The following is a 24,148-nucleotide window of genomic DNA, read 5'->3' on the forward strand; positions in this document are numbered from 1 at the left end:
TGACTAAAGCATTATCCAAAACTTTTTTTACGTATAGGTTGGTTGCAAAAAGCCGGACAGAACTTCTGCCCGGCTTTTTTACCGTTCGTTCAGCCTGAAAACTGATCTGTACTCACATCACTTATTGAAGTAATCGATTTTCTCGGCGTCCGAATTGTTATCCACCCGCAACTCCCCGACTCCAGCGCCCTGAACCACCATACTCACCCCTAAACTCCCTTTCGTGTTGCCCGGCAGGAACTGACCCGTCAGCCCAACGGAGCGTGAATTACTGGCCGCATTGGGCTGATTATTTGTTAAGGTATAAAAGTCGCCATTAGACGTATCGAACACCCACCCACTGTTCTGAACCGGCCGTCCAGCGACCAGCGTCTGGTTCGGATCAAAGCTCAGCGTCAGCAACGGGTCCCTGGCAAAACGAATCACGACGGGTCCAGTGGTGGCCACCTGATTCAGTTCAGCAACCTTCACCACCACTGATAGGTTAGTGGTGCCATAGAGGGTAGTAGGCTGCACATACAGAATAGAGATTAGGTCGGGGGCCAGCGCTACGGTTGTGCTGGCCGTTGATGAGCAACCGGCAGCCGCCGTTACCACCACTGAATACGTACCGGCCTGAGTGACGCTGGCCAGGTTACCCCCATTGAGTTGGGTAGCGCCCGCGCTGAACACGTACGTTACGCCGGTAGCAGGCGAAGCCGTCAGGGTGACGCTGGCACCCGGCGTACTGAGCAGCCCGCTGGCCGTTAAGCCAGCCGTTGGCAACGTAGTAGGCGAGCCCTGAAATTCATAGGCTCCCATATCAATGCGCCCACCGTTATAAAAGCGCGGATTACCCGCTACATCGAATGTGCCGGCAGTAGCCGCAGTCGTGGCTGGGTCGCCGGCGTTGATAGCCGGGGAGCAGGACGCCAGACTAAGGTCTCCAAGTACAACCGAGCCAATAACTGGCTGGCTGATAAATCGGGGATCGAGGTTGAGGTTGTTAGAACCGGAGCCCGACCAGCCGCCCTGAATGATGCTATACGTTAACAAAGGAACGCTGACGGATATCGTGCTTGATGCCGGTTGACTGCTCACCTCCGTACTATTGCCCCAGATAATGCTGTTTTTAATGGTAGGTGACGAGCCGTTATAATTATAGATGCCACCACCAACCAGGGCCGCACTGTTGCCCGAAAACGAACAATTCGTCAGTGTGGGGTTCGATGTATTGAAATTTGCCACACCACCCCCATATTGACTATTGTTAAGCTGGAAAAAACAGTTCACCAGCGTAGGTGACGACGCATCATTATAGACACCACCACCGGCACTCCCTGTACTCGTCGTACTGTTTGCGGCAAAGGCGCTATAGGCCAGCGTGGGTGATGCGGATGCATTTGCCAGACCGCCACCGGAAACAAACCCAACATTGGCAATAAAGTAATTAAATAGCAGGTTGGCGTTTGAGGTATTATTCATCATGCCACCACCGACATACGCCACATTGTTATAAATTGTACAATTCCTGATTGAAGGGCTTGACCCGTAACTATATAAGCCGCCACCGTAGCTATCCGGCACTGACAGATTGGATGTTGTCCCACTGGTAACCACGAAATTGGCAACGCCATCCCGTACGGTAAACCCATCTAAAATAGCCGTGCTGGTGAGGGGATTGCCGTACGCGGGGAAATTAAGGATGACGTGGTACGAATTGTTCGCGAGCGAGTTGTCCTGCTGAATGTCGCCACTGAGAATAGTCGGATTCGTGCCCAGATTCCGTTGATTGAGGTTAAAATTCGAGGGTTCATTTCCGGCAAAGCCGCCGTAAATAGCCAGGTTGTTTTGCATGGCAAACGACCTGGTGCGCGGGTCGGTTGGGTTGGCATTACCAAACGCATCGACACCAGGGTAATACGTGCCTTTGGCGACCCAGATTTGCGCAACCTGGGTGCAGCGTTTGGCTGCCGTCAGGGCAGCTTGCAGCGACGTGAAGGCACTTGCCCAGCTAAGGCCGTTGTTGGCTCCCGTAGCGCTGGCATTTACATATAATATACCTGCAGTAAGACCAGCCGGACAGCAGGCAGTTCCTTCATCAATCTGTCCATTCTGGTTATTGTCTTTATTGTCGCAAAGTTCGGGCGCACCGGGGTAAACCGTTGCGTCGTTGTCGTCGTAGTCACCTCCACAAACGGTTACGTTGTCATGATCATTGTCGACATTATTGGCCGCATTAAACACGGTTGCGATGAGGTCGGGCGTACCGTCCGGGTCACCCGTAATTTTTGAACTCGCGCAAATCGTGCCCAACAATAGTATCCCCGCTACGTGAGGAGCGGCCATCGAGGTACCACTCAGGTAGGCATAGCCATTATTTATGTAGCAGGAGGCCACGTTGACCCCTGGTGCACTGTAATCAACGGGGCCGTTACCGTAGTTGGAAAAGCTGGCTATTTTACCATAAATATCCATGGCCGACACCGTGACGATGTTCGATCCATTGACCCGGGCGGGGCTGACGTAGTTAGCATTCTTCGCATCATTCCCTGCGGCCACAACGACCTTACATACCCCCGACAAAGCGAGCACGGCATCATCGATTGCCTGGCTGGGCGCACCACCCAGACTCATATTGACGACATCCGCACTGGCCGCATGAGCCGCTACGTAGTTTACACCGGCCACTATCGTTGAAACGGTGCCAGTTTCGTCCAGAAAAACCCTTACGGCCACGACCTCAGCACCAGCGGCTACACCAATCACGCCAAACCCATTGTCTTTGGCGGCTATCGTACCGGCAACGTGTGTACCATGACCGTTGATATCAGCCGCGCTAGTAGTATTCGGAACAAACGTAGTAGACAGTCCGGTGTTTACGTTCAGATCAGGATGTGTAAGATCTATGCCTGAATCAATGATCCAGGCCCTCTTCCCCACCCCCGATGCACCCCCGCCTACCCGGCTGATACCCCAGGGTATACACTGCGACAGAGCGTCAGGTAGCTGTCTGTCCAGGATGGCCGTTACAGTCCCGGTAGTCAGTGCCGTTTTTAGCGCATTTCCATCATTCAAACTAAGCGACAGCACCGGGATCGTTACCACAGGCGATGTACCGCTCATATTAGGCGCATCTCCTGCCGCGTTATTAACAATGATAACCCCGATGGCCCCGGCCTGTTGTGCATTGGTGGCTTTCGCAACAAAATCGCAGGTACCCCGATCAATCAGGGCAATCTTTCCCGCGATGTTATTTTGAATGACGCCACAGCCATCCGTTACAGGAGCGGACCCGTCATTGACCAGTATCACCTCGCCGGAAACGGAGCCCGTCGACCCGAAGGTAGCGGTACCTACGGCGTAGTTCGTCACCCCGTTGAGCGTAATGGAAGGGCCATTGCAACTGGCAGCCAGCATCGTAGGCGCATCCACATCGTTCAAGAAAACGGTTTGGTCGGGCACAATGTAGGCCACCTGATCGTCCTGACGCAGTTTGTCGACCTCAGCTCCTGTCAAGCCGCTCACCGCGAAACCTTTCAGCGCCGTATCGTATACATGCAGTATCGATTTTCCGGAAAGTTTATTTTTCAGTAACGTAGCGTTAGCTTCTTCCCGCATCAGTTGCTGCCGCTGCGGAAAAGATGGGATGGACATCACGCGCGCCTGGGCCGTTGAGGTTTTCTTATACACCACAATATACTGACCAGCGATGGCCTGACTGGCAGTAGGCTGACCCTGGTTGCCAGCCGTCAGACTGCTTGCCTGCGTCTGCGCCGGGCTTTTAAGCGGGAAATTGTTGTTCACCTGGGGTAACTTACCCACCTGGGCCTGGCTACCAAACGGTAACGCACCCAATAACACGCACAGCCCCGGTAGGATGAAGCGGGTCAACGTTGAAAAAAAAGCATAAAAACGAGTCATGATAAAATTGAGTTGGAATTAAAAAAGAGGAAATTGATACGTAGTATTGGTTTAAAACAGACCAAGTCGTGGCGGATTTGGGAAACACCGGTAGTTTATGGAGTAGGTGTGATCCATGGCAGCCGCGAGAAGTAGATTTTGGTGCTACAAGTTCCACATTTCCGCAGGAAAAAGCTGCTGCTCATGTACCAAAAACCTAGTATATTATGGCATGATCCAAAAAAACTTAGTGTACTGATGCACGAAGGATATTTTTATAAAATAATGGACACAAGTCGATTACCTCCGAAGCCTCACAATTATCGGTGTCTGGCCAGCCAGGTATTCACCAGGTCGGTCGTCGCAAAATGAATGCCTTTGAATCGTTCGGGTGGCGGAGTATTCAGCGCCTGTTGCAGGCGGATTACATCCGGGTAAAACTCATTACCCTGGCCCGAAAACTGATCATCAATGGCACGTAGTAGCTGGTCAACTCCATACATTTCGAAGCTCCAGGATTGAAGATTGTTGCTGTCTTTAATGTCAGCTTTTATGCTTGCCGACAGCCGGAGGATACTTTGTTTCAACGGCTCGACAAACTCCCCCGGATGGTCTACGAGGTTACCATCCAGAAAATTATATACTTCCCGATCGCCCCTTTTATGGGTCAGCAGATCCAGTAACTCCGCTTCCCAGTTGGGATGGGCTTTAATTTTGACAAGAGCCGCCTGACGGACGTCATCGTCCTGATAGCGACCCGAATAGCCTAGCAACGTGATGATAGGATCGCCGGACTTATATGCAGCAACCTCATCCAGCCGGATCTGATGCCACCGTTTTTCATCGTCGAGTTGACGGGCTACCCGAGCCTGCGCCTGCTGTACGGACTCGCGCACATATCCAACCAGTAATCCACCACTATACAACGTACTGATACTTAATCCAACCCAAAAAGGAATGTTAAACGCCTGGAGCGGAAGCGTGGAGAGCCAGGCTGGATTGAGCGAGAGTAAGCAGGCCATTAACCACAGCAAGGGTATCCATAACTGACCATACCCCATAGCTATCCAGTGCAAAAACGAGGGATACAGCCCATCCTCATGCCATTCCTGTTTGAATAAGGCACAAAAAAAGATCGTTAACGCTACCCCCAACCAGGCCAGCAGGACGAGACCCGTACGCGTCAGGGCTTCTGAAGAGACCCAATCAAATCCACCTGCCGAGCGAATACTAATCGTCAGGATCAGGCTGCTGACGGCGAAACCCAGTGATAAATAGACCAGCGCCAGCCCGTAGCCCATGGAATTGTTACCCCCCGTGATGGGTTTCGGCGGCATAATCATGGCCAGGCCGATGTAGAAAAGGACGGTAATAAAAAAGAAAATGTATCCGAGCATGGGTGTGTGGTTTGTCAGCTAATTAACCAGGAATAAAACACGGTCTATTCTACCTGTTTGATCTCGTCAGCCGGGTATCGTTTTATTACCACTATTTACGTTTCGGCTCATCTGCTGAGTAATCTTTTTACGACAAATCTGCTACGTATCAGGAAAGTAATAGACAGACTCGTTTTATTTCTGGTCGATAGACAGCAACGTTTGCAGCAACACATTGGCACCATTGCCGATATCGACCCCTTTCGAGAATTCTTTGGGCGAATGGCTGATACCGCCTACGCTGGGGATAAAGATCATCCCCACGGGTGCGATTTGCGCTATTTCCTGCGAATCATGTCCGGCCCCACTTTGCATGTACCGGTACGTAAAGCCCAACGTTTTGGCCGCACTGATGATTTTATCCTGAATCGGTTTGGCCGTCAGGGCGGGCGTTACCCCTATCGAAGACTGCTTGAACGTAATGGTCGTTTCGGAGGCTTTGGCAATTGCCTGGGCTTTTGCTTCTACTTCGTGAAACAAGCTCCAGATTTTATCATGCGACAAATCCCGGATTTCCACGCCCAGCACCACCTTGCCCGGAATAACATTGTAGGCGCCGGGCTCGGCCGCAATTTTACCGATCGTACCGACCTGTTTTCCCTCGTGACTGGTAATCACCTCATTCAGGGCAACAATAAGCTTCGCGGCTGCCAGGAGCGCGTCACGTCGCATCGCCATCGGAGTCGTGCCCGCATGGTTGGGCACCCCGTCAACGGTGGCATCCCAGTGTTCAATTCCAACAATACCTTCGACCACGCCGATCTGCTGGTTTTCGGTCATCAGGATACCGCCCTGTTCGATGTGCAGTTCGATAAATGCGGTCAAATCGCCTTTTTTTCGCACCACTTTGCTTAGGCTATCGGGGTTGCCGCCGATGGCCCGGATACCGTCGGCAATCGTAAGTCCACTTTGGGTGACCGACTTCAGCGCGTCAGGCGTGATTTTGCCAATCATGGCACCGCTGCCGACCGTACCACCTTCTTCATTGGCAAAAATGATCAACTCCAGAGGGTGTTCGGTGACAATGTTATTTTCGTTAAGGGTCTCGATCAGTTCCAGCCCGCTAATCGAACCGACGGGTCCATCGTAATTGCCGCCATTCGGTACGCTATCGATGTGGGAGCCAAAGCCGATGGGCTTCAGGGATGGATTTTTTCCTTTTCGTCGACCAATAATATTCCCGGCGAAATCGATTGTTACGTCGAGTTTGGCCTTTTTCATCAACCCGATAAAGTAGGTGCGACCTTCCTGATCGGCTTTGCTGTAGGCCACCCGCCCTATTCCACCATTGGGCAGCTGACCAAATTTTGATAGCTCCAGGAGTCGGATCTGAATTCGTTGTTGATTGATTTTCAGGTTGCTTGTATTTTGCTGGGCAAGAGCCACGGAGGAAGCCAGCATCAGGCAAATGAGTAGTGTGTTTTTCATAGGTTGTTAGAAGGGATTGATGTAAATTTTTGGTCTTCGGGTGCTTCGCTTACTTAATTCGATTATACTTTCTCAGTAAATCAGTAACCAACTTATGGGGCAGCGCATACGCCTTATTCCCGTTAATACCCTCCATTGTTTCGGCGGCAACCATCGCATTAATAATGGATTCCTCGACGGCCTGAACGGTAGCCTCGAACAGTGGATTCATCTGATCATTGGGAAGTTGATCCAGTTTAGTGACCTTATCCCGTTGGAAAGCCGTTGAATTTGCCGTCGAAAAGGCAATGAAAATATCGCCTGACCCATTGTTCCCTTTCCCACCAACAATGCCCACGCCAAGTGAGACTCTGGTGGCTATACGTTTTAATTGATGCGGCAACAAGGGGGCGTCGGTCGCGACAACGACGATGATGGAACCGTCGCCTTCCTGTTTATAGGATGGCGGGCCTTTAATCTCATAATTCAGCGTGTCTTTCAATTCCTCCCCAATAGGTACACCAGCAACGGTCAAATGGCGTTTGGTGCCGAAATTCGATTGCACCAATACACCGACGGTGTAGGTTGAATCTTTGATTTTTACGCGTCTTGATGATGTTCCAGTGCCTCCTTTGAAACCCAGACACATCATACCGGTTCCTCCCCCTACATTTCCCTCCTCCAGATGGCCCGATTTAGCCTTGTCCAGGGCATCAAAAGCATGGCTTTCTTTGACGTGAAACCCGTAAATATCATTCAGACCACCATCGTATGTTTCTGCCACAATCGGGTACGTGTACCAGTAATCCTCTTTATACCAGCCCGTTTTTACGAACCACTTCAATACGGCATCCCGCACAACGCCCACACTATTCGTATTCGTGATCATGATGGGCGTTTCCAGAAACCCGGATTCTGTGATCCACGTCGTTCCCGTCATTTCTCCATTACCATTCAACGAATACCAATTTGAAAAAACAGGATTATTCGTTCGACCCCTCGGCAATATGGCGGTGACGCCCGTTCGGACGGGGCCTTTTCCCCGTATGTTTTTTCCCTGACCGGAAATGATGGTGCTATAGCCAACCTCTACGCCCTTTACATCGGTTATGGCATTGAATTTTCCGGGCGTTCCCGTAAAGGGAATACCAATGTCTCTGGCTCTTGGTTTTTGCCCAACTACCGAAAATTGAATGGAGAAGAATAGAATCAGTACAGTAAAATAGTTGACCATGCGCTACGTCGTTTTCAGAAGCCGTTTGAACTAACTTTTGGTGCCAGACTCACTCCAGCTTTGCCATGCCGTTTATTTTCCGATAAGGCGTTTTGAAAAAATCCCCGACCACCTGATTGAACAGGTCCTTGTAATGAATGAGTGTCGAATGGCCGGAGTTGGGTAAAATCCACAGATACCCTTTGGGAATAGCTTCGGCAATGACCAGCGTGTGCTTCGGCAAAATGACATCATGATCACCACCGATCACCAGCGTTGGGCAACGTACCTGTTTCAGGTCCGCCGTTGACAGGTGGGGATGGAGGGCCATCAGATTCAGCAGTTTCTTCTGTGCTTTGACAGCCGGTGTTTGCGACACTTTAGCCAGACTATCATTCGTGGCTACAATACTCTGAAAAAGGCCTGGTTCAATAGCCGTCGTGTCGGGCCATAAGTTGGCTCCGGTAATGGCCAGTTTCTTTACCTTTTCGGGATGCCGCATCGCGAGCAATAACCCATCGATACCGCCGTCACTCCAGCCAACCACGTAGCACGAGTCCAGATGAAGCTGATTCAGCAGGGCGTTAAAGTCATCGGCCATCATTTCATACGTGAGCGAATCGCTGGTATCCGCTGATTTTCCCTGGGCCCGGCTGTCGACCGCTATCACTTTGTAGTTCCTGGCGAAATACGGAATCTGGTTTTTGAAGTTGTTGATAGAACCGCCATTCCCATGAATGAAAAGCAGGGGTTTACCTACGCCATAGATTTCGTAATACATCCTGAAACCCCGGATGCTGGCAAACTTCCCGGCTTTGGCATTACTCCCATAGTTGGTGGTGCCAGACGACATAACGGATACTGCCGGTTGGGCGAAGGCCGATACCATCAATAACGAAGCAGCCAGAGCAACGGCCAGCGTTTTTAGTCTGTGCATGGATTTGATACGTGTTTAACTTGCGTAGACGTAAGCTACGACAGGTTGCTTATTTTCGAACAAACAACCCGGCGCCTGATCAAATATTAACGTAAAAACATTGTTTTTCCAATTCATTGGCAATTTGTATCGTTTTTGATTCGTCCAGGGCTACGAATAAGCGGAATGGGTAGTAAACGGAAAAATGAACCTTACCCTAGTAAACGTAACGCAGACTTATCTATATAATCTATGATCACATAAGAACAATAGATAAGGACTATGTCTTCGATTCATGTAAATTTGACTCGTCAAACAATAAACCTATTACCGAAGAATGGAAAATATCGAAAAGCAAGATACGCAAGACCCCTCCGTATGGGACGTCAACGATGACAGCAAAGTCAACACCGTTGGCCAGTGCCCCTTTTTGAACGGGGAATTAAATAAAAGTGCCGGTGGTGGAACGACAAACCGTGATTGGTGGCCAAATCAGCTGAAACTGAACATCCTGCGTCAGCACTCGTCGCTGTCCGATCCGATGGGCGAGAATTTCAACTACGCCGAGGAATTCAAATCGCTCGATCTGGCTGCAGTGAAACAGGATATTTATGATCTGATGACCACGTCTCAGGCTTGGTGGCCAGCCGATTATGGTCACTATGGCCCTTTCTTCATTCGGATGGCATGGCACAGCGCGGGTACCTACCGCATTGGCGATGGTCGGGGTGGTGCCAGTTCCGGTGATCAACGTTTCGCACCACTCAATAGCTGGCCCGACAATACAAACCTCGACAAGGCTCGCCTGCTGCTGTGGCCGATCAAACAAAAATACGGCCGGAAACTCTCCTGGGCTGATTTGCTGGTTCTGACCGGCAACTGTGCTCTGGAGTCGATGGGCTTCAAGACGTTCGGCTTCGGCGGTGGACGTGAAGATGTCTGGGAACCGGAAGAAGCGGTTTACTGGGGCTCTGAAACCGAATGGCTGGGCGACAATGTACGGTACGCCAACCCACACGAGCGTACGCTCGAACAACCCCTCGGGGCGGCTAATCTGGGCCTCATCTACGTGAATCCGGAAGGCCCGGCGGGTAATCCTGATCCGCTTGCTTCGGCGCATGACATTCGGGAAACGTTCGGTCGTATGGCCATGAACGACGAAGAAACCGTTGCGCTTATTGCAGGCGGCCATACGTTCGGTAAAACCCATGGTGCGGCTGACCCGAGCAAGTATGTTGGCTCTGAACCCGCTGGTGCAACCATCGAAGAGCAAGGTCTCGGCTGGAAAAACTCATTTGGCAGCGGACATGGTCCAGATACCATCACCAGTGGTCTGGAAGTTACATGGACCAAGACCCCGACACAGTGGAGCAACGATTATTTTGAACACCTGTTCACCTATGATTGGGAACTGACCAAAAGCCCAGGTGGCGCGCACCAGTGGCAGCCCAAAGGGGGAGCCGGAGCCGGAACCGTACCCGATGCTCACGATCCGTCGAAACGCCATGCTCCTATGATGCTGACAAGCGACCTGGCCTTGCGGGCCGATCCTGCTTACGAGAAGATTTCAAGACGTTTTTACGAAAATCCGGACGAGTTTGCCGACGCCTTTGCGCGGGCTTGGTTCAAGTTAACGCACCGCGATATGGGTCCAGTCGAGCGCTATCTCGGTCCGGAAGTACCAACCGAAGAACTGATCTGGCAAGATCCGATTCCGGCTACTACGCATTCGCTGGTCAACGATCAGGATGTTGCAGCCCTGAAAGCTAATATTCTTGCTTCTGGCCTGACGATTCCTCAGCTAGTATCTACCGCCTGGGCTTCGGCATCTACGTACCGCAACTCCGACAAGCGCGGTGGCACCAACGGTGGCCGTGTTCGCCTGACTCCGCAGAAAGATTGGGAAGTTAACGATCCGGCACAATTAGCCAGCGTACTGAGCACGTTAACCAGTATTCAGGAAGAGTTCAACAGCATCCAATCGGGAGATACCCGGATTTCAATCGCTGACCTGATCGTGCTGGGTGGCAGTGTCGGTATCGAGCAGGCTGCTAAAAATGCCGGTCACGAAATCACGGTACCCTTTACACCCGGACGTGGCGATGCAACGCAGGAGCAAACAGATGTGCAGTCATTTAATGCCCTGGAACCAGGTGCCGATGGCTTCCGCAACTACCTGAACCCCAGACATAAGTCTGCGGCTGAAGATATGTTGATCGACAGGGCTCAACTGTTGACGCTGACGGCTCCTCAAATGACGGTGCTGGTGGGCGGCCTGCGGGTGCTCAACACAAACTTCGATCATTCGAAACATGGTGTCTTTACCGAACGTCCGGAAGCCCTCACCAATGACTATTTCGTCAACCTGCTCGATCTGGGCATTACCTGGCGGGCCACTTCGGATGCCCAGAGCGTATTTATGGGCAGTGATCGGAAGACGGGCGAACCTAAGTGGACGGGCACCCGTGTCGATCTGATCTTCGGTTCGAACTCAGAACTCCGCGCTATCGCTGAAGTGTATGGATTTGCCGATTCGCAGGAGAAATTTGTACGGGACTTTGTCGCGGCATGGACTAAGGTGATGAATCTTGGCCGCTTCGATCTAGTCTAATAGCAGGTGTAGCGGAGTCAGGTACTCGTGTAACCTAATAAAAGGTAGTCTGGAAACGGGCTACCTTTTTTACGTCCAACCTTTTCGAAAACGAGATTGGATCAAGGCGAATGGAAGGGCATTTTGCTCACACAACGGTTAGGCTTCTTTGAAATCAACTTTACAGGTCAAATCAGGCAATACTCGTAGTATATCGGCTACTAATTGAGTAGTATCTTTAAGTTTGGTTATTTATTGTCCACGGAGCGGTTCGTCGTTGCGGCCCGCTCCGTGGACAATAAATAACTCCCCATTACCTGATACGTAACTTCCTGACCCACTCGATGAAACGCTTTTATATTCCCGGAATTCTTCTGATTGGCAGTTTACTCACCACAGCCTGGCTACGTACCGACGAGCCAAAACCAGGCACCGAATGGACCGAATACCTGGGAGGGCCCGACCGGAACCACTACTCGCCACTCACCCAAATTACGCCCGGGAACGTAAAAAACCTGAAGGTAGCCTGGTCCTATTCGGCACCGGATACGGGACAAATGCAGGTGAATCCGATTATCGTGGATGGCGTTTTATACGGTGTCACGTCTGCCGTTCGGGCATTTGCGCTGGAAGCGGCCACCGGAAAACAGCTTTGGCTATTTGGCGATCCGGAGAAGAATTTTGCCAGCACCAGCCGGGGCGTAGCGTACTGGAGTGATGGCAACGACAAACGCGTTCTCCATACCATCGGCTCCAATTTATACGCGCTGGACGCGAAAACGGGCAAGCCCATTCCCTCCTTCGGCGACAACGGAAAAGTGGATCTGCACACGGGCTTGCCCGCCATCGCGAAAGATAAATTCGTGATCTCCAATACACCCGGCACCATTTTCGGCGACCTGATTATCATGCCACTACGTCTGTCGGAAGGAGCCGATGCTGCGCCGGGCGACCTCCGGGCGTTCAACGTGCGTACAGGGAAACTCGTTTGGTCGTTCCATACGATTCCGCATCCCGGTGAAGTTGGCTACGAAACATGGCCAAAAGACGCTTACGAAAATAAGTACCTCGGCGGGGCCAACAACTGGGCCGGTATGTCCATCGACCGCAAACGGGGTATTCTCTACGTACCGACGGGCTCAGCTGCCTTTGATTTTTATGGCGGTAATCGACACGGTTCCAACCTGTTCGCCAACTGCCTGCTGGCCATTGACGCCAAAACCGGCAAACGCATCTGGCATTATCAGCTATTTCACCACGACCTGTGGGATCGGGATTTACCGGCCCCTCCAAACCTGATTACGCTGCGGCAGAACGGGAAGGCTATTGACGCCGTGGCCCAGGTGACCAAAAGCGGCTATGTGTTCGTATTCAACCGGGTAACCGGACAGCCACTGTTCCCGATCAGCGAAGTGCCCGCACCGGCTTCGGAGTTACCCACGGAGAAAGCCTGGCCCACGCAACCACTGCCAAGCCGCCCGGCACCCTTCGCACGACAGGCCTATACCCTCACGGAAAAAGATGTTAGTCCGTATGCTGAAAACCGCGATACGCTGGTCGCCCGTTTCCGGCAGTATCACAAAGAACGATTTGCAGCCCCCAGCAAAGCCGGTACGTTGATTTTACCCGGCTTCGATGGGGGCGCTGAATGGGGTGGTTCAGCCGTTGATCCGGGCGGTATCATGTATGTAAATAGCAACGAAATGGCCTGGGTGCTCACGATGGTGGATACCCCCAAGCAGGATGAGCTGGCGCATCTGAGTCCGGGCGAGAAATTGTATACCGTTAACTGCATTGCCTGCCACGGTGCCGACCGGAAAGGCAACGCCCGCAGTGGTTATCCATCGCTGGTGAACATCGAGACCCGTCGCGACAAGGCGTTCGTGACGCAAACCATTAGCAATGGCAAAGGCATGATGCCCGGTTTCACTACGTTGTCCGCCGACGAAAAGCAGGCACTGGTGGCATTTCTGTTTGGCGAAGAAAAAAAGGAAGTTACGGCGAGTGCTAAAACGGTCAAGCAGCCTTATGTCCCTTACCGCATCACGGGCTACAACAAGTTCCTGGATAGCAAAGGCTTACCCGCCATCGGACCACCCTGGGGTACGCTCAACGCCATCAACCTCAACACGGGCGAGTACCTCTGGAAAATACCGTTTGGTGAAGAAAAATCCCTGAAAGACAAAGGTATATCGACCACAGGTTCAGAAAACTACGGTGGCCCTGTCGTTACGGCCAGTGGTCTCCTGTTTATTGCCGCCACGAAAGATGGCATGTTCCGGGCTTTCGACAAGAAATCGGGAAAAGTGATCTGGGAAACGGAGCTGCCGGCTGCTGGTTTCGCCACGCCCAGTACGTATCAGGTGAACGGCAAACAATACGTAGTGATCGCGTGTGGCGGCACGAAACTCGGCACCAAAAAAGGCAATCAATACGTAGCGTTTGCTTTGCCATAATCGATCTGTCAACCCATCGTTCAATACCTGGTTATAGTATTTGTGTTCGAGTGAAACATGATTAGCAGAAATTAGCTTTACTTTAAGACTTTCGCATAGCTGTGCAAAAGTCTTAAAGTAAAGCTAACCCCTCGTTACCTGTCAATGGAATAGCCTGATTCCTGCGCTAGGTACTAATCCATCCAAGTTCATGAACGCGTTAACTATTGATCGTCCGGGTAGTCCACAGACGTTGACTCTTGCCGATGCCCCGCTCCCCCAACCCGGAAATTTGGAAGTTCGAGTCAATATAAAGGCCGTAAGCCTCAACCCGGCAGACTACAAACTAATCGGTGGCGGCCATCCTGCCTGGACCTACCCACACATTCCGGGATTAGATGCGGCTGGCATCATTGATACTGTTGGCCAGGATGTTACCCAATGGAAACCGGGGGATCGGGTTGCCTTTCACGCTAACCTGACAAAGCCAGGCGTATTTGCTGAGTACGCTATTGCGTCGACCCTGGCCCTGGCCCTGATTCCAGCGGCCATCTCGTTTGAAGAAGCCGCTTCCCTCCCCTGCTCTGGCCTGACAGCTATGCACGCGCTGGAAAAACTGCATCTTGAACCGGGGAAGAAACTGCTGATTTTAGGCGGCTCAGGTGGTGTCGGCAGCCTGGCCGTTCAATTAGCGAGGCTAGCGGGACTGGCCGTACTAGCCACTACGTCCGCCGTCAATCTGACGTACGTAAAGGAGCTAGGTGCTTCTCATGCCATTGATTACACGACTGATGATGTTGCGGCAGAAATCAATACGGTAACGAATGGGCAAGGCATTGATGCCATTTTCGATACGGTAGGCCATAGAGCCAATCCTGACGTATTTTCCTGGTTACCCTATAGTGGTCAGTTGGTTTCCATCGTCGACGTTCCTCCACTACCCAAAAATTACAGCAGCCGATCATTATCGTTTCACGCTTACGCATTGGGAGCGGTCTATACCTACGGAATCGTAGCGCAACAGGCTCATTTTCTGGGAGCGTCGATGCGTAATTTACTTGATCTGGTCGATCAGGGGAAAGTAATTCCCCAGGTCACTAAAGTCATCAACTGGACTGACATAGGGTTGGGTTTAGAGGAATTGAAGGAAGGTCACGTAACAGGAAAAATAGTGGCTACTCTATAAAGAATGGTGTTCCCATCTTGTTGATTCCCCATCAAAAAACAACTGCCACCCAATCAGGCAGCGATTGTCCAGCTCTAGTTTATCGTTGGCGGGCCACTTAGCCTACATCTCCTTGACTAGCTAAGCCGAAACGGTCACATACAGGTTAGAATTGGCAGTAAATGACAGCCGACGAACGCTAGACGGTTATCGTTCTCTTCCCAACCATGACGTTAGCATACAATAAGCACCGTGACTGTCACGGTGCTTACTGTTTTACTAGCTATCGAATTTCGCTCAAAGCACAAGCTCCTCACCAGATCCAGCAACGCAGCTTTTATACGTTGATAACTAACCGTCAGCAGGGCAATAGTCAGAGCACCCGCTCCATACTCGATAAGGTCACTCTTCCTGCCTGCATATGGACAACGTTCGTCCCAGAACGGATACGCGCGTACCGGGCAGTGTTGTCTATAGTTGGCTTATGAGTAATATAGGCGCTCGTTTATTCTTTAGATGATTGCCATGAGTAGGTTTCAGAGGTGGTAGCCAAGCCAGGTTTCCTCTAATGAACGAATCCTTACTGGTCAATAAGAACACATACATGTATCCGCTTACGATTAACCATTGGCTCACGCAACATGCCCGGTTCCGCCCCAACCACCTGGCCTTCGTCTTTGGTGATACCCGACTTACGTTTGCCGAACTGAACCGGAGTGTTAACCGGATGGCGAATGCACTGGCGGCTGCGGGTATCGGGAAAGGTGACAAAGTAGCAACGGTGCTGCCCAACAGCCGCGAACTGTACGAAACGTTCTGGGCCGTTGCCAAGCTGGGGGCCGTACTGGTACCCATGAGTCCGATGGTGCGGGGCCGGGGTCTGGTCAATCTGCTCAATGATGCCGACTCCGGTTTGGTCCTGACCGATATGGCCCACGCGCCATTTCTCGATGGGGTACGTAGCGATTTTCTCATTCCCACGGCCAATTACTGGCTTACCGACGGAGAGCAGCCGGGCTGGCAATCGTATTCAGTATTATGGCAGGCGGCTTCAGATACCGAACCTCCTGCGCCGGACCTCGTCAGCGAGGACTTGTACAATATCATGTACAGTAGCGGGACAACCGGCTTACCCAAGGGGATTATGCACTCCCACTTCGTTCGAGCCATGTATGGATCGCTGTTTGCCAATGCTTACCGCATTCGACCCGAAAGCGTGATTATGCACTCCGGTTCCATCGTCTTCAACGGCGCTATGCTAACATTTATGCCCGCCATGTTTATCGGCTGCACTTACGTATTGCTGAAAGAATTCTCCGTTCAGCCCGTACTCCGTACGCTGGCCAGCGAGGAAGTTACGCACACGATTCTGGTTCCCACCCAGCTAACAGCGTGCCTGCAGTATCCCGAATTCACCATCAACACATTGCCAACGATTGAATACATTCTGTCAGTGGGGTCACCCCTGTTGAGCGAGCAGAAAGAAGAATTGATCCGGCGATTTCCGGATACGTTCTACGAATTGTATGGGCTTACGGAAGGCTTCATTACGGTGCTGGACAAAACCGTTTCGGCCCAGAAAACCGGTTCTGTCGGGCGCCCTATCTGGTTTTCGGAGATGAAAATCGTGAACGACGATGGCCAGGAACTTCCGGCTGGTGAGGTGGGCGAAATCATTGGCCGGGCACCGTTTATGACATCGGGGTACTATAAAAAACCAGTGCAAACCGTTGAGGCACTACGTAACGGCTGGCTGTATACAGGCGATCTGGGCTATGTTGACGAAGATGGGTATCTGTTCCTGGCGGGTCGGAAGAAAGACCTGATTATTTCGGGTGGAGTGAATGTTTATCCTAAAGATATTGAAGAGGTAATTATTCGTCATCCGGCCGTTGCGGAGGTCGCAGTATTTGGCATACCCCACGACGATTGGGGTGAGACACCCGTGGCCGCCGTCCGATTAACCGCGGAAGCTACTGTGGATGAATTAAGAAACTGGACAAATACCACCATAGAAGCCCGGTATCAGAAGATTACGGCGGTGATGCTGGTCGACGAATTTCCAAAGAACGTAGCGGGAAAGATTTTGAAAAATGAATTGCGGGAATTGTATTTTGAACAGTTGAAAAAACCGTCAAATTACCCCTAAATCCCCTGAAGGGGACTTTGTTCATATGTAGACAAAGTCCCCTTCAGGGGATTTAGGGGTAGAGGGCATAACTCAAAGCCTTCCTATAATTTATACCTAACAATCCACATGGTTTATAAAAACCCCGCCTTCCTGGTAATTTTTCTTTTTCTGCTACGTAGCAATCCCCTGAACGCCCAAAGCAGCGCTAGTGACGGCGATTGTCATTGTCAGGAACTGGCAAAAGGGACGTTTGCGGGAGCAACCATCACCACGGCGGAATGTGTACCGGCGGGAACGTTTACTCCGCCGGGCGGTGGTCAGTCAATTACGGGTTTGCCCGCCTTTTGCCGGGTGGCTGCTACGTTGAAACCCACGCCTGAGTCCAACATTCGGATTGAGGTATGGCTGCCGAAAACCAACTGGAACGAACGATTTCTAGGGACCGGCACGGGTGGGGGAGCGGGAAGCATTTCATACGGAGCGCTGGCCAATGGACTAAAGCGCGGATTTGCCACGACCAACACCGATATGGGAACCTCGTCGAATGCCAATGAGGCCGTTGGTCATCCCGAACGCTGGGTAGATTTTGGGCATCGGGCTACGCACGAGATGACGGCGACGGCCAAGGCAATCACCCAGGCCTACTACAAAAAGCCGTTTCACCATGCCTACTTCGCAGGGTGTTCGACCGGTGGGCAGCAAGCGTTGATGGAAGCACAACGGTACCCGGATGATTACAACGGAATTCTGGCCGGAGCACCAGCGAACAATCGAACCCACCTGCACACGGGATTCGTCTGGAACTATAAGGTAACCAATCAGATACCGGGCAGTACGTTCTCGAAGGAAAAGATAGCATTCATTACCAATGCCGTGATCAATGCCTGTGCCGGTAAGGACGGCGGGGCACCCGGCGACAATTTCCTGACCGATCCCCGAGCCTGCCAATTCGACCCGGAAACACTTCCTAGATGCCCAGCCGGCACTGACGAGGGTACGTGCCTCACCCCCGCTCAATTGACGGCGTTGAAGCAAATCTATGCCGGACCCGTCAATCCGCGAACGGGCGAACGTATTTATACACCTATTCCACTCGGCAGTGAAAATTCGGGGGCGGGGATCGAGTATCAGCAAAACCCCAACCAGGCACCGCCTTCACTTTTTTATCAGTATAAATGGGTATTCGGGGCTGATTTCGATTACACTACGTTCGATTTTGATCGTGATCAGGACAAGATGGATTCTGTACTGGCTCCAATCCTCAATGCGAACAATCCCGATCTGGAACCCCTGAAGAAACGGGGTGGGAAAATTTTGATGTATTCAGGTACGGCCGATCCACTCGTCCCGTATCAGGATGCGGTTACGTATTATGAACGGGTAATTGACGCCCAGGGAGGTCTAAAGAAAACAGAAGCTTTTTTCCGTTTCTTCCTGATACCGGGCATGGCGCATTGTGGCGGGGGACCGGGCTTGAATGACTGTGGGCAGAATCTGGCGCTCACCGTTCCACAAGACAGTGACCATGACGTATTAACCGCCCTCATCAATTGGGTTGAAAAAGGCACCCCGCCCGATAAACTTATTGCGACGGCGTATACGGGGGGTATCCCCACGAATAGGGTCCGGCTCCAAAGGCCCATCTATCCATATCCCAAGCTTCCTGCATACACCCGTGGCGACCCCACTTCTCCGGCTAGTTATCAAAGTGCCACCTATACCAAACGAGCGGTGGTAAACCCTGCGAAGAAATACCTGAAGTGACCCGTTTGTTCGAAGTCTGTCACGTGTTTTACGTATAAACCCAGCCGATTGCAAGCCGTTCGTCGTCAATAAACCGATACCCATCCGGTGGAATCCGGTCTTTATCCAGTTTCGTTTTCGGACGTCAGAGCGACTGTACACCTTTGTAGTGTCCAAGCACATTTCCATGAAAACGAACGTTTTACTTGTTGCCACTACATTATTCGCTGCCACTTTACTAACGCCCGCCTGGGCTCAATTTCCGGGGATGGGTGGTGCTACTCAAACCAAGGCGCTGCCCGGTACCGCCGGTGACCAGAGCCCAAAAGGAAACGCCAAAATCATAGGTTACGTGCAGGATTCGACCCAGGCGAAAGCCGTTGAATTTGCCAGCATTGCGCTATACAATAAAGCAACAGGAAAGGCCATAGACGGCACCGTTGCCGATGAAAAAGGTAAATTTTCCCTTACGAAACTGGTTGCCGGTGAGTATCGGGCACTGATTACCTTCGTTGGCTTCCAGAACAAAACGATCGATAACCTTACCCTGGCCAATGGCCAAAGCCTTGATCTGGGCGTCATTAAACTCAGCTCCAGCATTAAAACGCTCGCTGAAGTGACCGTAACGGGGCAGGCGGCACTGATCGAGGAAAAAGTAGACCGACTGGTTTACAATGCCGATAAAGACATTACGGCGAAAGGGGGTGACGCCACCGATATTTTACGCAAAGTGCCCCTGCTCACGGTCGATCTGGACGGCAACGTTTCCTTGCGGGGAAGTTCCAACATTCGGGTGCTGATCAACAACAAGCCCAGCACCATTGTGGCCAGCAGCGTGGCTGACGCGCTGAAGCAAATTCCGGCTGACCAGATCAAAACGGTCGAAGTCATTACGTCGCCCTCGGCCAAGTATGACGCCGAAGGGTCGGGTGGCATTATCAACATTATCACTAAAAAGAACAGTTTGCAGGGACTGAATCTCAATGTAGATTCGGGCGTGGGTAACCGGGGATCGACGCTTTCGCTCAATGGTAACTACCGCAAAGGCAAAGCTGGTTTTACACTAGGCGGCTTTGGCCGGGCCGGTTACAACACCATTACCAAGACCAATCTTGACCAAACCAGCCAGGTGAACGGGATTTCGACATTGACTCGCCAAAGTGGTGATGGCCATAGTTCGTTCCTGTTTGGTCAGTACAATCTGGGATTCGATTATGACCTGGCCAAAAACCAAAGCCTGACGGCCGGTGTTCGGTACGGAGTACGTAACATGCTCAGCCAGCAGGATCTGGTTACGCAACTGTTTACCAACGGCACCCCCGGTTCCGTAGCAAATCGGAACGTGGATACCAAGAATTTATCGGGGACGGTAGATGCCAACGTAGATTATCTGCATACGTTCAAGCCGCAACAGGAATGGAGCGTTTCGACGCTTTATAGCCGTAATGACCTGACCAACAACTTCGATGCCGACCTGCTCAACGGGTCCAATGCCTTGACGGGCCGTCAACAGAACCTGAATAAAAACGTCAACCAGGAGTTCACGGTGCAAACCGACTACCAGACACCGATCAGGAAAAATCAGTTGCTTGAGTTTGGAGCCAAGGGGATTATCCGGCAGGTCAATAGTGACTATCGGTACCTGCTGGCTGGCCCAACGGGTGAGTTCACGACGGAAAAGAATGGTACCCAGGGTGCGTTGCTCTATCACCAGAACATTGCAGCGGGCTACACATCCTATACATACACGACGAAACAGCGCTATACGTTCAAAGGAGGCTTGCGCTATGAGCACACCTTTATTGACGCCAGCACCGAGAAAGATGGCACCCTGGGTATTGGCAACTATGGCGTATTGGTACCGAGTGTCAATGCGTCGAAAACCTTCAAAGGCACTACGTTCAAACTGGGCTATAACCGGCGCATTCAGCGGCCGGGTCTTCAGCAGTTGAATCCCAATTTCAACGCGGCCAACCCGCAGAATATCACCATCGGGAATCCGTCGCTGCGGCCTGAGCTAACCAATAACTTTGAGTTGGGATTGAGCAAGACGATCAAGAAAACCTTTATCAACGCGACCTTCTTTGGCCGCGTAACCAACAATGCCATCACCCAGGTAAGTCGGCCATCCGACACGCTGGCGGGAGCTATTGTCACTACGTATCAGAACATTGGCCGTCAGTACACCTACGGCACCAACATTTTCGGGAATGTGGCGGTTACCTCTAAAATTAACGTGGGTGTATTCCTGAACACGTTCTATACCAGTCTTACAGGCCAGACAACAGGGTCGGACGGCCTGTCTACAACACTAACAAACACTGGTTTTAATGTTAGCGGAGGTACATTTGCCTCAGCGCAATTCAGTAATGGCTGGGGGGCGCAGGCTTTCGGCTTCTTGCAAGGCTCGCAGGTACAACTACAGGGGCGGCAGGGCGGTTTCGGGTTCTACACGGTAGGTATTAAGAAAGATATTGCCAACAAGAAGGGAAGTGTAGGACTAGCCGCAGAGAACTTCCTCTCGAACCGATTTAACATTCATACCGTGCTTAACTCTCCGCTATTCAGTCAGGTGAATGATGTGTATCTTTACAACCGGGGTATCCGTCTGACGTTCACCTACAAGATTGGCAAGATGACGATGGACGCTCCTCGTAAGAAGGCGAAATCGGTCAATAACGACGACGTAAAAAGTGATGGTCAGGCTCCGGCGGCTGGCGGAAGCTCTGGCAGTGGAACACCCCGGCAGTAAGAAAGACAGTAATACGTGTACAAATACCAATGTGCCATTTAAGCGAATCAAAACATCCCCAAATTAAACCTGGACAATGAAAACAAACACCTTTTTAGTTGCAGCAATCGCTTTTGTAACCTCGATCAGTGCCTACGCCCAAACGGTCGATGAGATCGTCGACAAACACGTTACGGCCATGGGCGGGCTGGATAAACTGAAAGGCGTAACGAGCCTGGTTACCGAACGATCTCTTTCCGTACAGGGTATGGAAATTCCTACTAAAACGACCATATTAGTTGGAAAGGCCATGCGTACCGAGTCGTCCGTCATGGGTAACTCCATGATTCAGGTTGTAGACGGCACCACGGGCTGGATGATACGTCCCGCCATGATGCAGGGCACGGGTGAACCCGAAGAAATGCCTGCGGATCAACTCAAACAGCAAATGGGTCAGCTCGATCCATTTGGAGCCCTGGTTAATTACAAGGACAAAGGAAATAAAGTGGAGCTGGTCGGGAAAGAGAAAGTAGATAAAGCCGATGCTTACCACCTGAAAGTGACGACCAAAGACGGGCAGGTAATGGATGAGTACATTGACGCTACGACCAATCTGGTCAGTAAAGTCAAAACGACTATGAACGGCCAGGAGGGCGAAATTTCGTTCTCCGATTACAAAGCGGTGGACGGTATCCCATTTGCGAACACGCTGGATATATCGAGTCCTCAGGGAGCCTTGACAATGGTTACCACCAAAATTACGGTTAACCCCAAAGTCGATGAGACTATTTTCAAGAAGCCTGCCAAAAAGTAAGCGTAATCAATATACGATCAAAAGCCGCTCGGAATGGAGCGGCTTTTTTTGTTTTTCAGCAGGAAGTGAATAAGCCTGGCAGGACGAGGACACTCAGGCAGCTGACAGATCAATTCCAGAAACAGCCTGATCGATAGATACCCAATTCAGGCCATCCGACTTGGTCGAGGTCACAACGGGCAGGGCCAACTCCGACTGGTAACTTCGTCTGATATCAATTAATGCTTCCTGTCCGGTCTGCCATCGACGAACCACGTTAACCTCACGCACATGCTCCGGTGCTTTGGGCGTGCTGGCCCCTTCAAAGTATTCAGGTATTCGTGCCGTCATCTGGCGGACTACCTCCTCAATAGAACTGCTGACCAGTAGTTCGGGCGACAGTTTGGCGATCTGGATGAGGGCGTTGACCATCGAGACGGTATAAAAAGCACAGTCGATATCCTGATGACGAACCGGTACACCATCGTGAAGACGCTGGAGGTTGAGTCCCCCGTCCTCCAGTCGATCGGAAGCCGGAGGGCTATCAGCGGGTTGAGGAAACACCGTATCAACGTATCGTTTAAATTTATTCCACCAGGGTGGCTTCCCGTTCGGTTTGAGTGTGTCGCAGAAGATGACGCGTTGTGGCAGATCAGGCTGCTGGGGGTTCATAAGCAGAAGTGCTGCTCCCAGATGACGATCATCGAATGCGTGGCGTCGCTGTATGACAAAACAGTGAAGCATCTGATCACCATCTTCCCGCAGTTGTTCCGTCATTTGCCTGACAATCCGCAGGGAATCCTCCATGTATCCTTCCGTCACGACGTGAATTGGCAAGGCGGTTGAAAATAACGCTTCGCGACGAAGCTGACGGGCCAGCAAATTCAACGCCGTGGTATCGGACCGGCGGGTACCAAAATAAAGACCGATATCTTCCCGGACGGCACCGGCAGGCATATCGGCCAGGCCAACCGAGTCACCATAATCGCTTTGTCGACTAACAGGGCTGTACCGAAACGGCACTTCAAGGTGTTCGCGCTGGGCAGCTAAGTTGTAGATGCGCCTTTCGAACCTGGCCAGCAGTGGCTCATAGGCATCTGGCTCAAAATAAACCTCGGTGCTGGGACGGAGCAGGTGATTAGCAATATCGTCCTGTTGAAGCAGGCGTTCAAGCGCATTGTCATGGTGCTTGAAAAAGCAACGTAGCGCGCCATATTCTACAAACTCGTCGATATCATGCTCGCCCGCAAGGCTCAGGCCATCGCTCGCCACCGTGCCTTGTTCGATCCAATGACGCAGATATTGTTTCACAGACTCATCAAAGGCAAGATTAGCTTTAATCGCCTGTTTTTTAACGTATTGAGTAGGGTAAAAATAAAAACTATCCATCGGCTCGGGTTTTCTAAGACCGAGTGGCATCCATGCATTCATGATAAAGGAATCCAGCTACAATAAAGTGTAGGCGAATATACAAATTTTAGAGAGATTATTTTGCACTATCCATGTCTTACCTGGCATTTTCACCTGTTTACGGTTAATAAAGAAGGGAAAAATGTAAGGAATCATCCTATTGAACGAAGCAAGGAAACGTAAAACGACGTTGGAACAGTAAGGCATCCATCAAATCACCACACTAACACATTGATTATCAATCCTAGATATCTATAGAGTATAAATTTTTGTTTGTAGCAAGCACGTCTGGCAAT

General features: G+C 51.3%; 13 protein-coding genes. 7 read left to right on the plus strand and 6 right to left on the minus strand.

The window, feature by feature from the left end:
• Positions 1 to 117: 117 nt before the first annotated feature.
• The 5 genes from BM202_RS38375 to BM202_RS28135 all read right to left on the minus strand — a co-directional run bounded on the left by BM202_RS38375 (position 118) and on the right by BM202_RS28135 (position 8,875).
• Positions 118 to 3,903 (minus strand): S8 family serine peptidase, encoded by a 3,786-nt coding sequence (locus BM202_RS38375; protein WP_093832495.1) that lies wholly within the window; start codon positions 3,901 to 3,903, stop codon positions 118 to 120.
• 299 nt (positions 3,904 to 4,202) lie between these two features.
• Positions 4,203 to 5,279, minus strand: coding sequence for a hypothetical protein (locus BM202_RS28120; protein WP_093832497.1), 1,077 nt, complete (start codon positions 5,277 to 5,279; stop codon positions 4,203 to 4,205).
• Between the two features lie 174 nt (positions 5,280 to 5,453).
• Positions 5,454 to 6,746, minus strand: a complete 1,293-nt coding sequence (locus BM202_RS28125) for a Zn-dependent hydrolase (protein WP_093832499.1) — start codon at positions 6,744 to 6,746, stop codon at positions 5,454 to 5,456.
• A 49-nt stretch (positions 6,747 to 6,795) separates the two neighbouring features.
• Positions 6,796 to 7,959, minus strand: coding sequence for a DmpA family aminopeptidase (locus BM202_RS28130; RefSeq protein ID WP_093832501.1), 1,164 nt, complete (start codon positions 7,957 to 7,959; stop codon positions 6,796 to 6,798).
• Positions 7,960 to 8,008: 49 nt separating this feature from the next.
• Positions 8,009 to 8,875, minus strand: a complete 867-nt coding sequence (locus BM202_RS28135) for an alpha/beta fold hydrolase (protein ID WP_093832503.1) — start codon at positions 8,873 to 8,875, stop codon at positions 8,009 to 8,011.
• 316 nt (positions 8,876 to 9,191) lie between these two features.
• On the opposite strand from BM202_RS28135, the gene katG reads away from it, so the two are divergent.
• From katG to BM202_RS28170, 7 genes are all read left to right on the plus strand, one after another.
• On the plus strand, positions 9,192 to 11,465 hold the full coding sequence (gene katG, locus BM202_RS28140; protein WP_093832505.1) for a catalase/peroxidase HPI: 2,274 nt from the start codon (positions 9,192 to 9,194) through the stop codon (positions 11,463 to 11,465).
• Between the two features lie 323 nt (positions 11,466 to 11,788).
• Positions 11,789 to 13,900, plus strand: a complete 2,112-nt coding sequence (locus tag BM202_RS28145) for an outer membrane protein assembly factor BamB family protein (protein ID WP_093832507.1) — start codon at positions 11,789 to 11,791, stop codon at positions 13,898 to 13,900.
• 190 nt (positions 13,901 to 14,090) lie between these two features.
• Positions 14,091 to 15,065 (plus strand): zinc-binding dehydrogenase, encoded by a 975-nt coding sequence (locus tag BM202_RS28150; RefSeq protein ID WP_093832509.1) that lies wholly within the window; start codon positions 14,091 to 14,093, stop codon positions 15,063 to 15,065.
• 547 nt (positions 15,066 to 15,612) lie between these two features.
• Positions 15,613 to 17,193 carry a class I adenylate-forming enzyme family protein gene (locus tag BM202_RS28155; protein WP_245776810.1) on the plus strand — a complete coding sequence of 527 codons (1,581 nt, stop codon included), beginning with the start codon at positions 15,613 to 15,615 and terminating at the stop codon, positions 17,191 to 17,193.
• A 108-nt stretch (positions 17,194 to 17,301) separates the two neighbouring features.
• Positions 17,302 to 18,939, plus strand: a complete 1,638-nt coding sequence (locus tag BM202_RS28160; RefSeq protein WP_093832511.1) for a tannase/feruloyl esterase family alpha/beta hydrolase — start codon at positions 17,302 to 17,304, stop codon at positions 18,937 to 18,939.
• Between the two features lie 166 nt (positions 18,940 to 19,105).
• On the plus strand, positions 19,106 to 21,670 hold the full coding sequence (locus tag BM202_RS28165) for a TonB-dependent receptor (protein ID WP_093832513.1): 2,565 nt from the start codon (positions 19,106 to 19,108) through the stop codon (positions 21,668 to 21,670).
• A 76-nt stretch (positions 21,671 to 21,746) separates the two neighbouring features.
• Entirely contained in the window at positions 21,747 to 22,463 is a 717-nt protein-coding gene (locus BM202_RS28170) for a LolA family protein (protein ID WP_093832515.1), read from the plus strand.
• Between the two features lie 93 nt (positions 22,464 to 22,556).
• Here the strand turns inward: BM202_RS28170 and BM202_RS28175 are convergent, their stop codons facing one another.
• A complete protein-coding gene (locus tag BM202_RS28175; RefSeq protein ID WP_245776811.1) occupies positions 22,557 to 23,831 on the minus strand; it encodes a hypothetical protein in 1,275 nt (424 codons plus the stop codon).
• Between the last annotated feature and the right edge of the window lie 317 nt (positions 23,832 to 24,148).

The organism is Spirosoma endophyticum, assembly GCF_900112365.1.
GTDB classification, from domain to species: domain Bacteria; phylum Bacteroidota; class Bacteroidia; order Cytophagales; family Spirosomataceae; genus Spirosoma; species Spirosoma endophyticum.

Excerpts from the sequence above, each read along its gene's own strand:
- BM202_RS28155 (WP_245776810.1), top strand. The coding sequence starts at position 15,613 with ATGAACGAATCCTTACTGGTCAATAAGAACACATACATGTATCCGCTT.
- BM202_RS28145 (WP_093832507.1), top strand. The coding sequence starts at position 11,789 with ATGAAACGCTTTTATATTCCCGGAATTCTTCTGATTGGCAGTTTACTC.
- BM202_RS28135 (WP_093832503.1), bottom strand. The coding sequence starts at position 8,875 with ATGCACAGACTAAAAACGCTGGCCGTTGCTCTGGCTGCTTCGTTATTG.
- katG (WP_093832505.1), top strand. The coding sequence starts at position 9,192 with ATGGAAAATATCGAAAAGCAAGATACGCAAGACCCCTCCGTATGGGAC.
- BM202_RS28125 (WP_093832499.1), bottom strand. The coding sequence starts at position 6,746 with ATGAAAAACACACTACTCATTTGCCTGATGCTGGCTTCCTCCGTGGCT.
- BM202_RS28120 (WP_093832497.1), bottom strand. The coding sequence starts at position 5,279 with ATGCTCGGATACATTTTCTTTTTTATTACCGTCCTTTTCTACATCGGC.
- BM202_RS28170 (WP_093832515.1), top strand. The coding sequence starts at position 21,747 with ATGAAAACAAACACCTTTTTAGTTGCAGCAATCGCTTTTGTAACCTCG.
- BM202_RS28160 (WP_093832511.1), top strand. The coding sequence starts at position 17,302 with ATGGTTTATAAAAACCCCGCCTTCCTGGTAATTTTTCTTTTTCTGCTA.
- BM202_RS28175 (WP_245776811.1), bottom strand. The coding sequence starts at position 23,831 with ATGGATAGTTTTTATTTTTACCCTACTCAATACGTTAAAAAACAGGCG.
- BM202_RS28165 (WP_093832513.1), top strand. The coding sequence starts at position 19,106 with ATGAAAACGAACGTTTTACTTGTTGCCACTACATTATTCGCTGCCACT.
- BM202_RS28130 (WP_093832501.1), bottom strand. The coding sequence starts at position 7,959 with ATGGTCAACTATTTTACTGTACTGATTCTATTCTTCTCCATTCAATTT.
- BM202_RS38375 (WP_093832495.1), bottom strand. The coding sequence starts at position 3,903 with ATGACTCGTTTTTATGCTTTTTTTTCAACGTTGACCCGCTTCATCCTA.
- BM202_RS28150 (WP_093832509.1), top strand. The coding sequence starts at position 14,091 with ATGAACGCGTTAACTATTGATCGTCCGGGTAGTCCACAGACGTTGACT.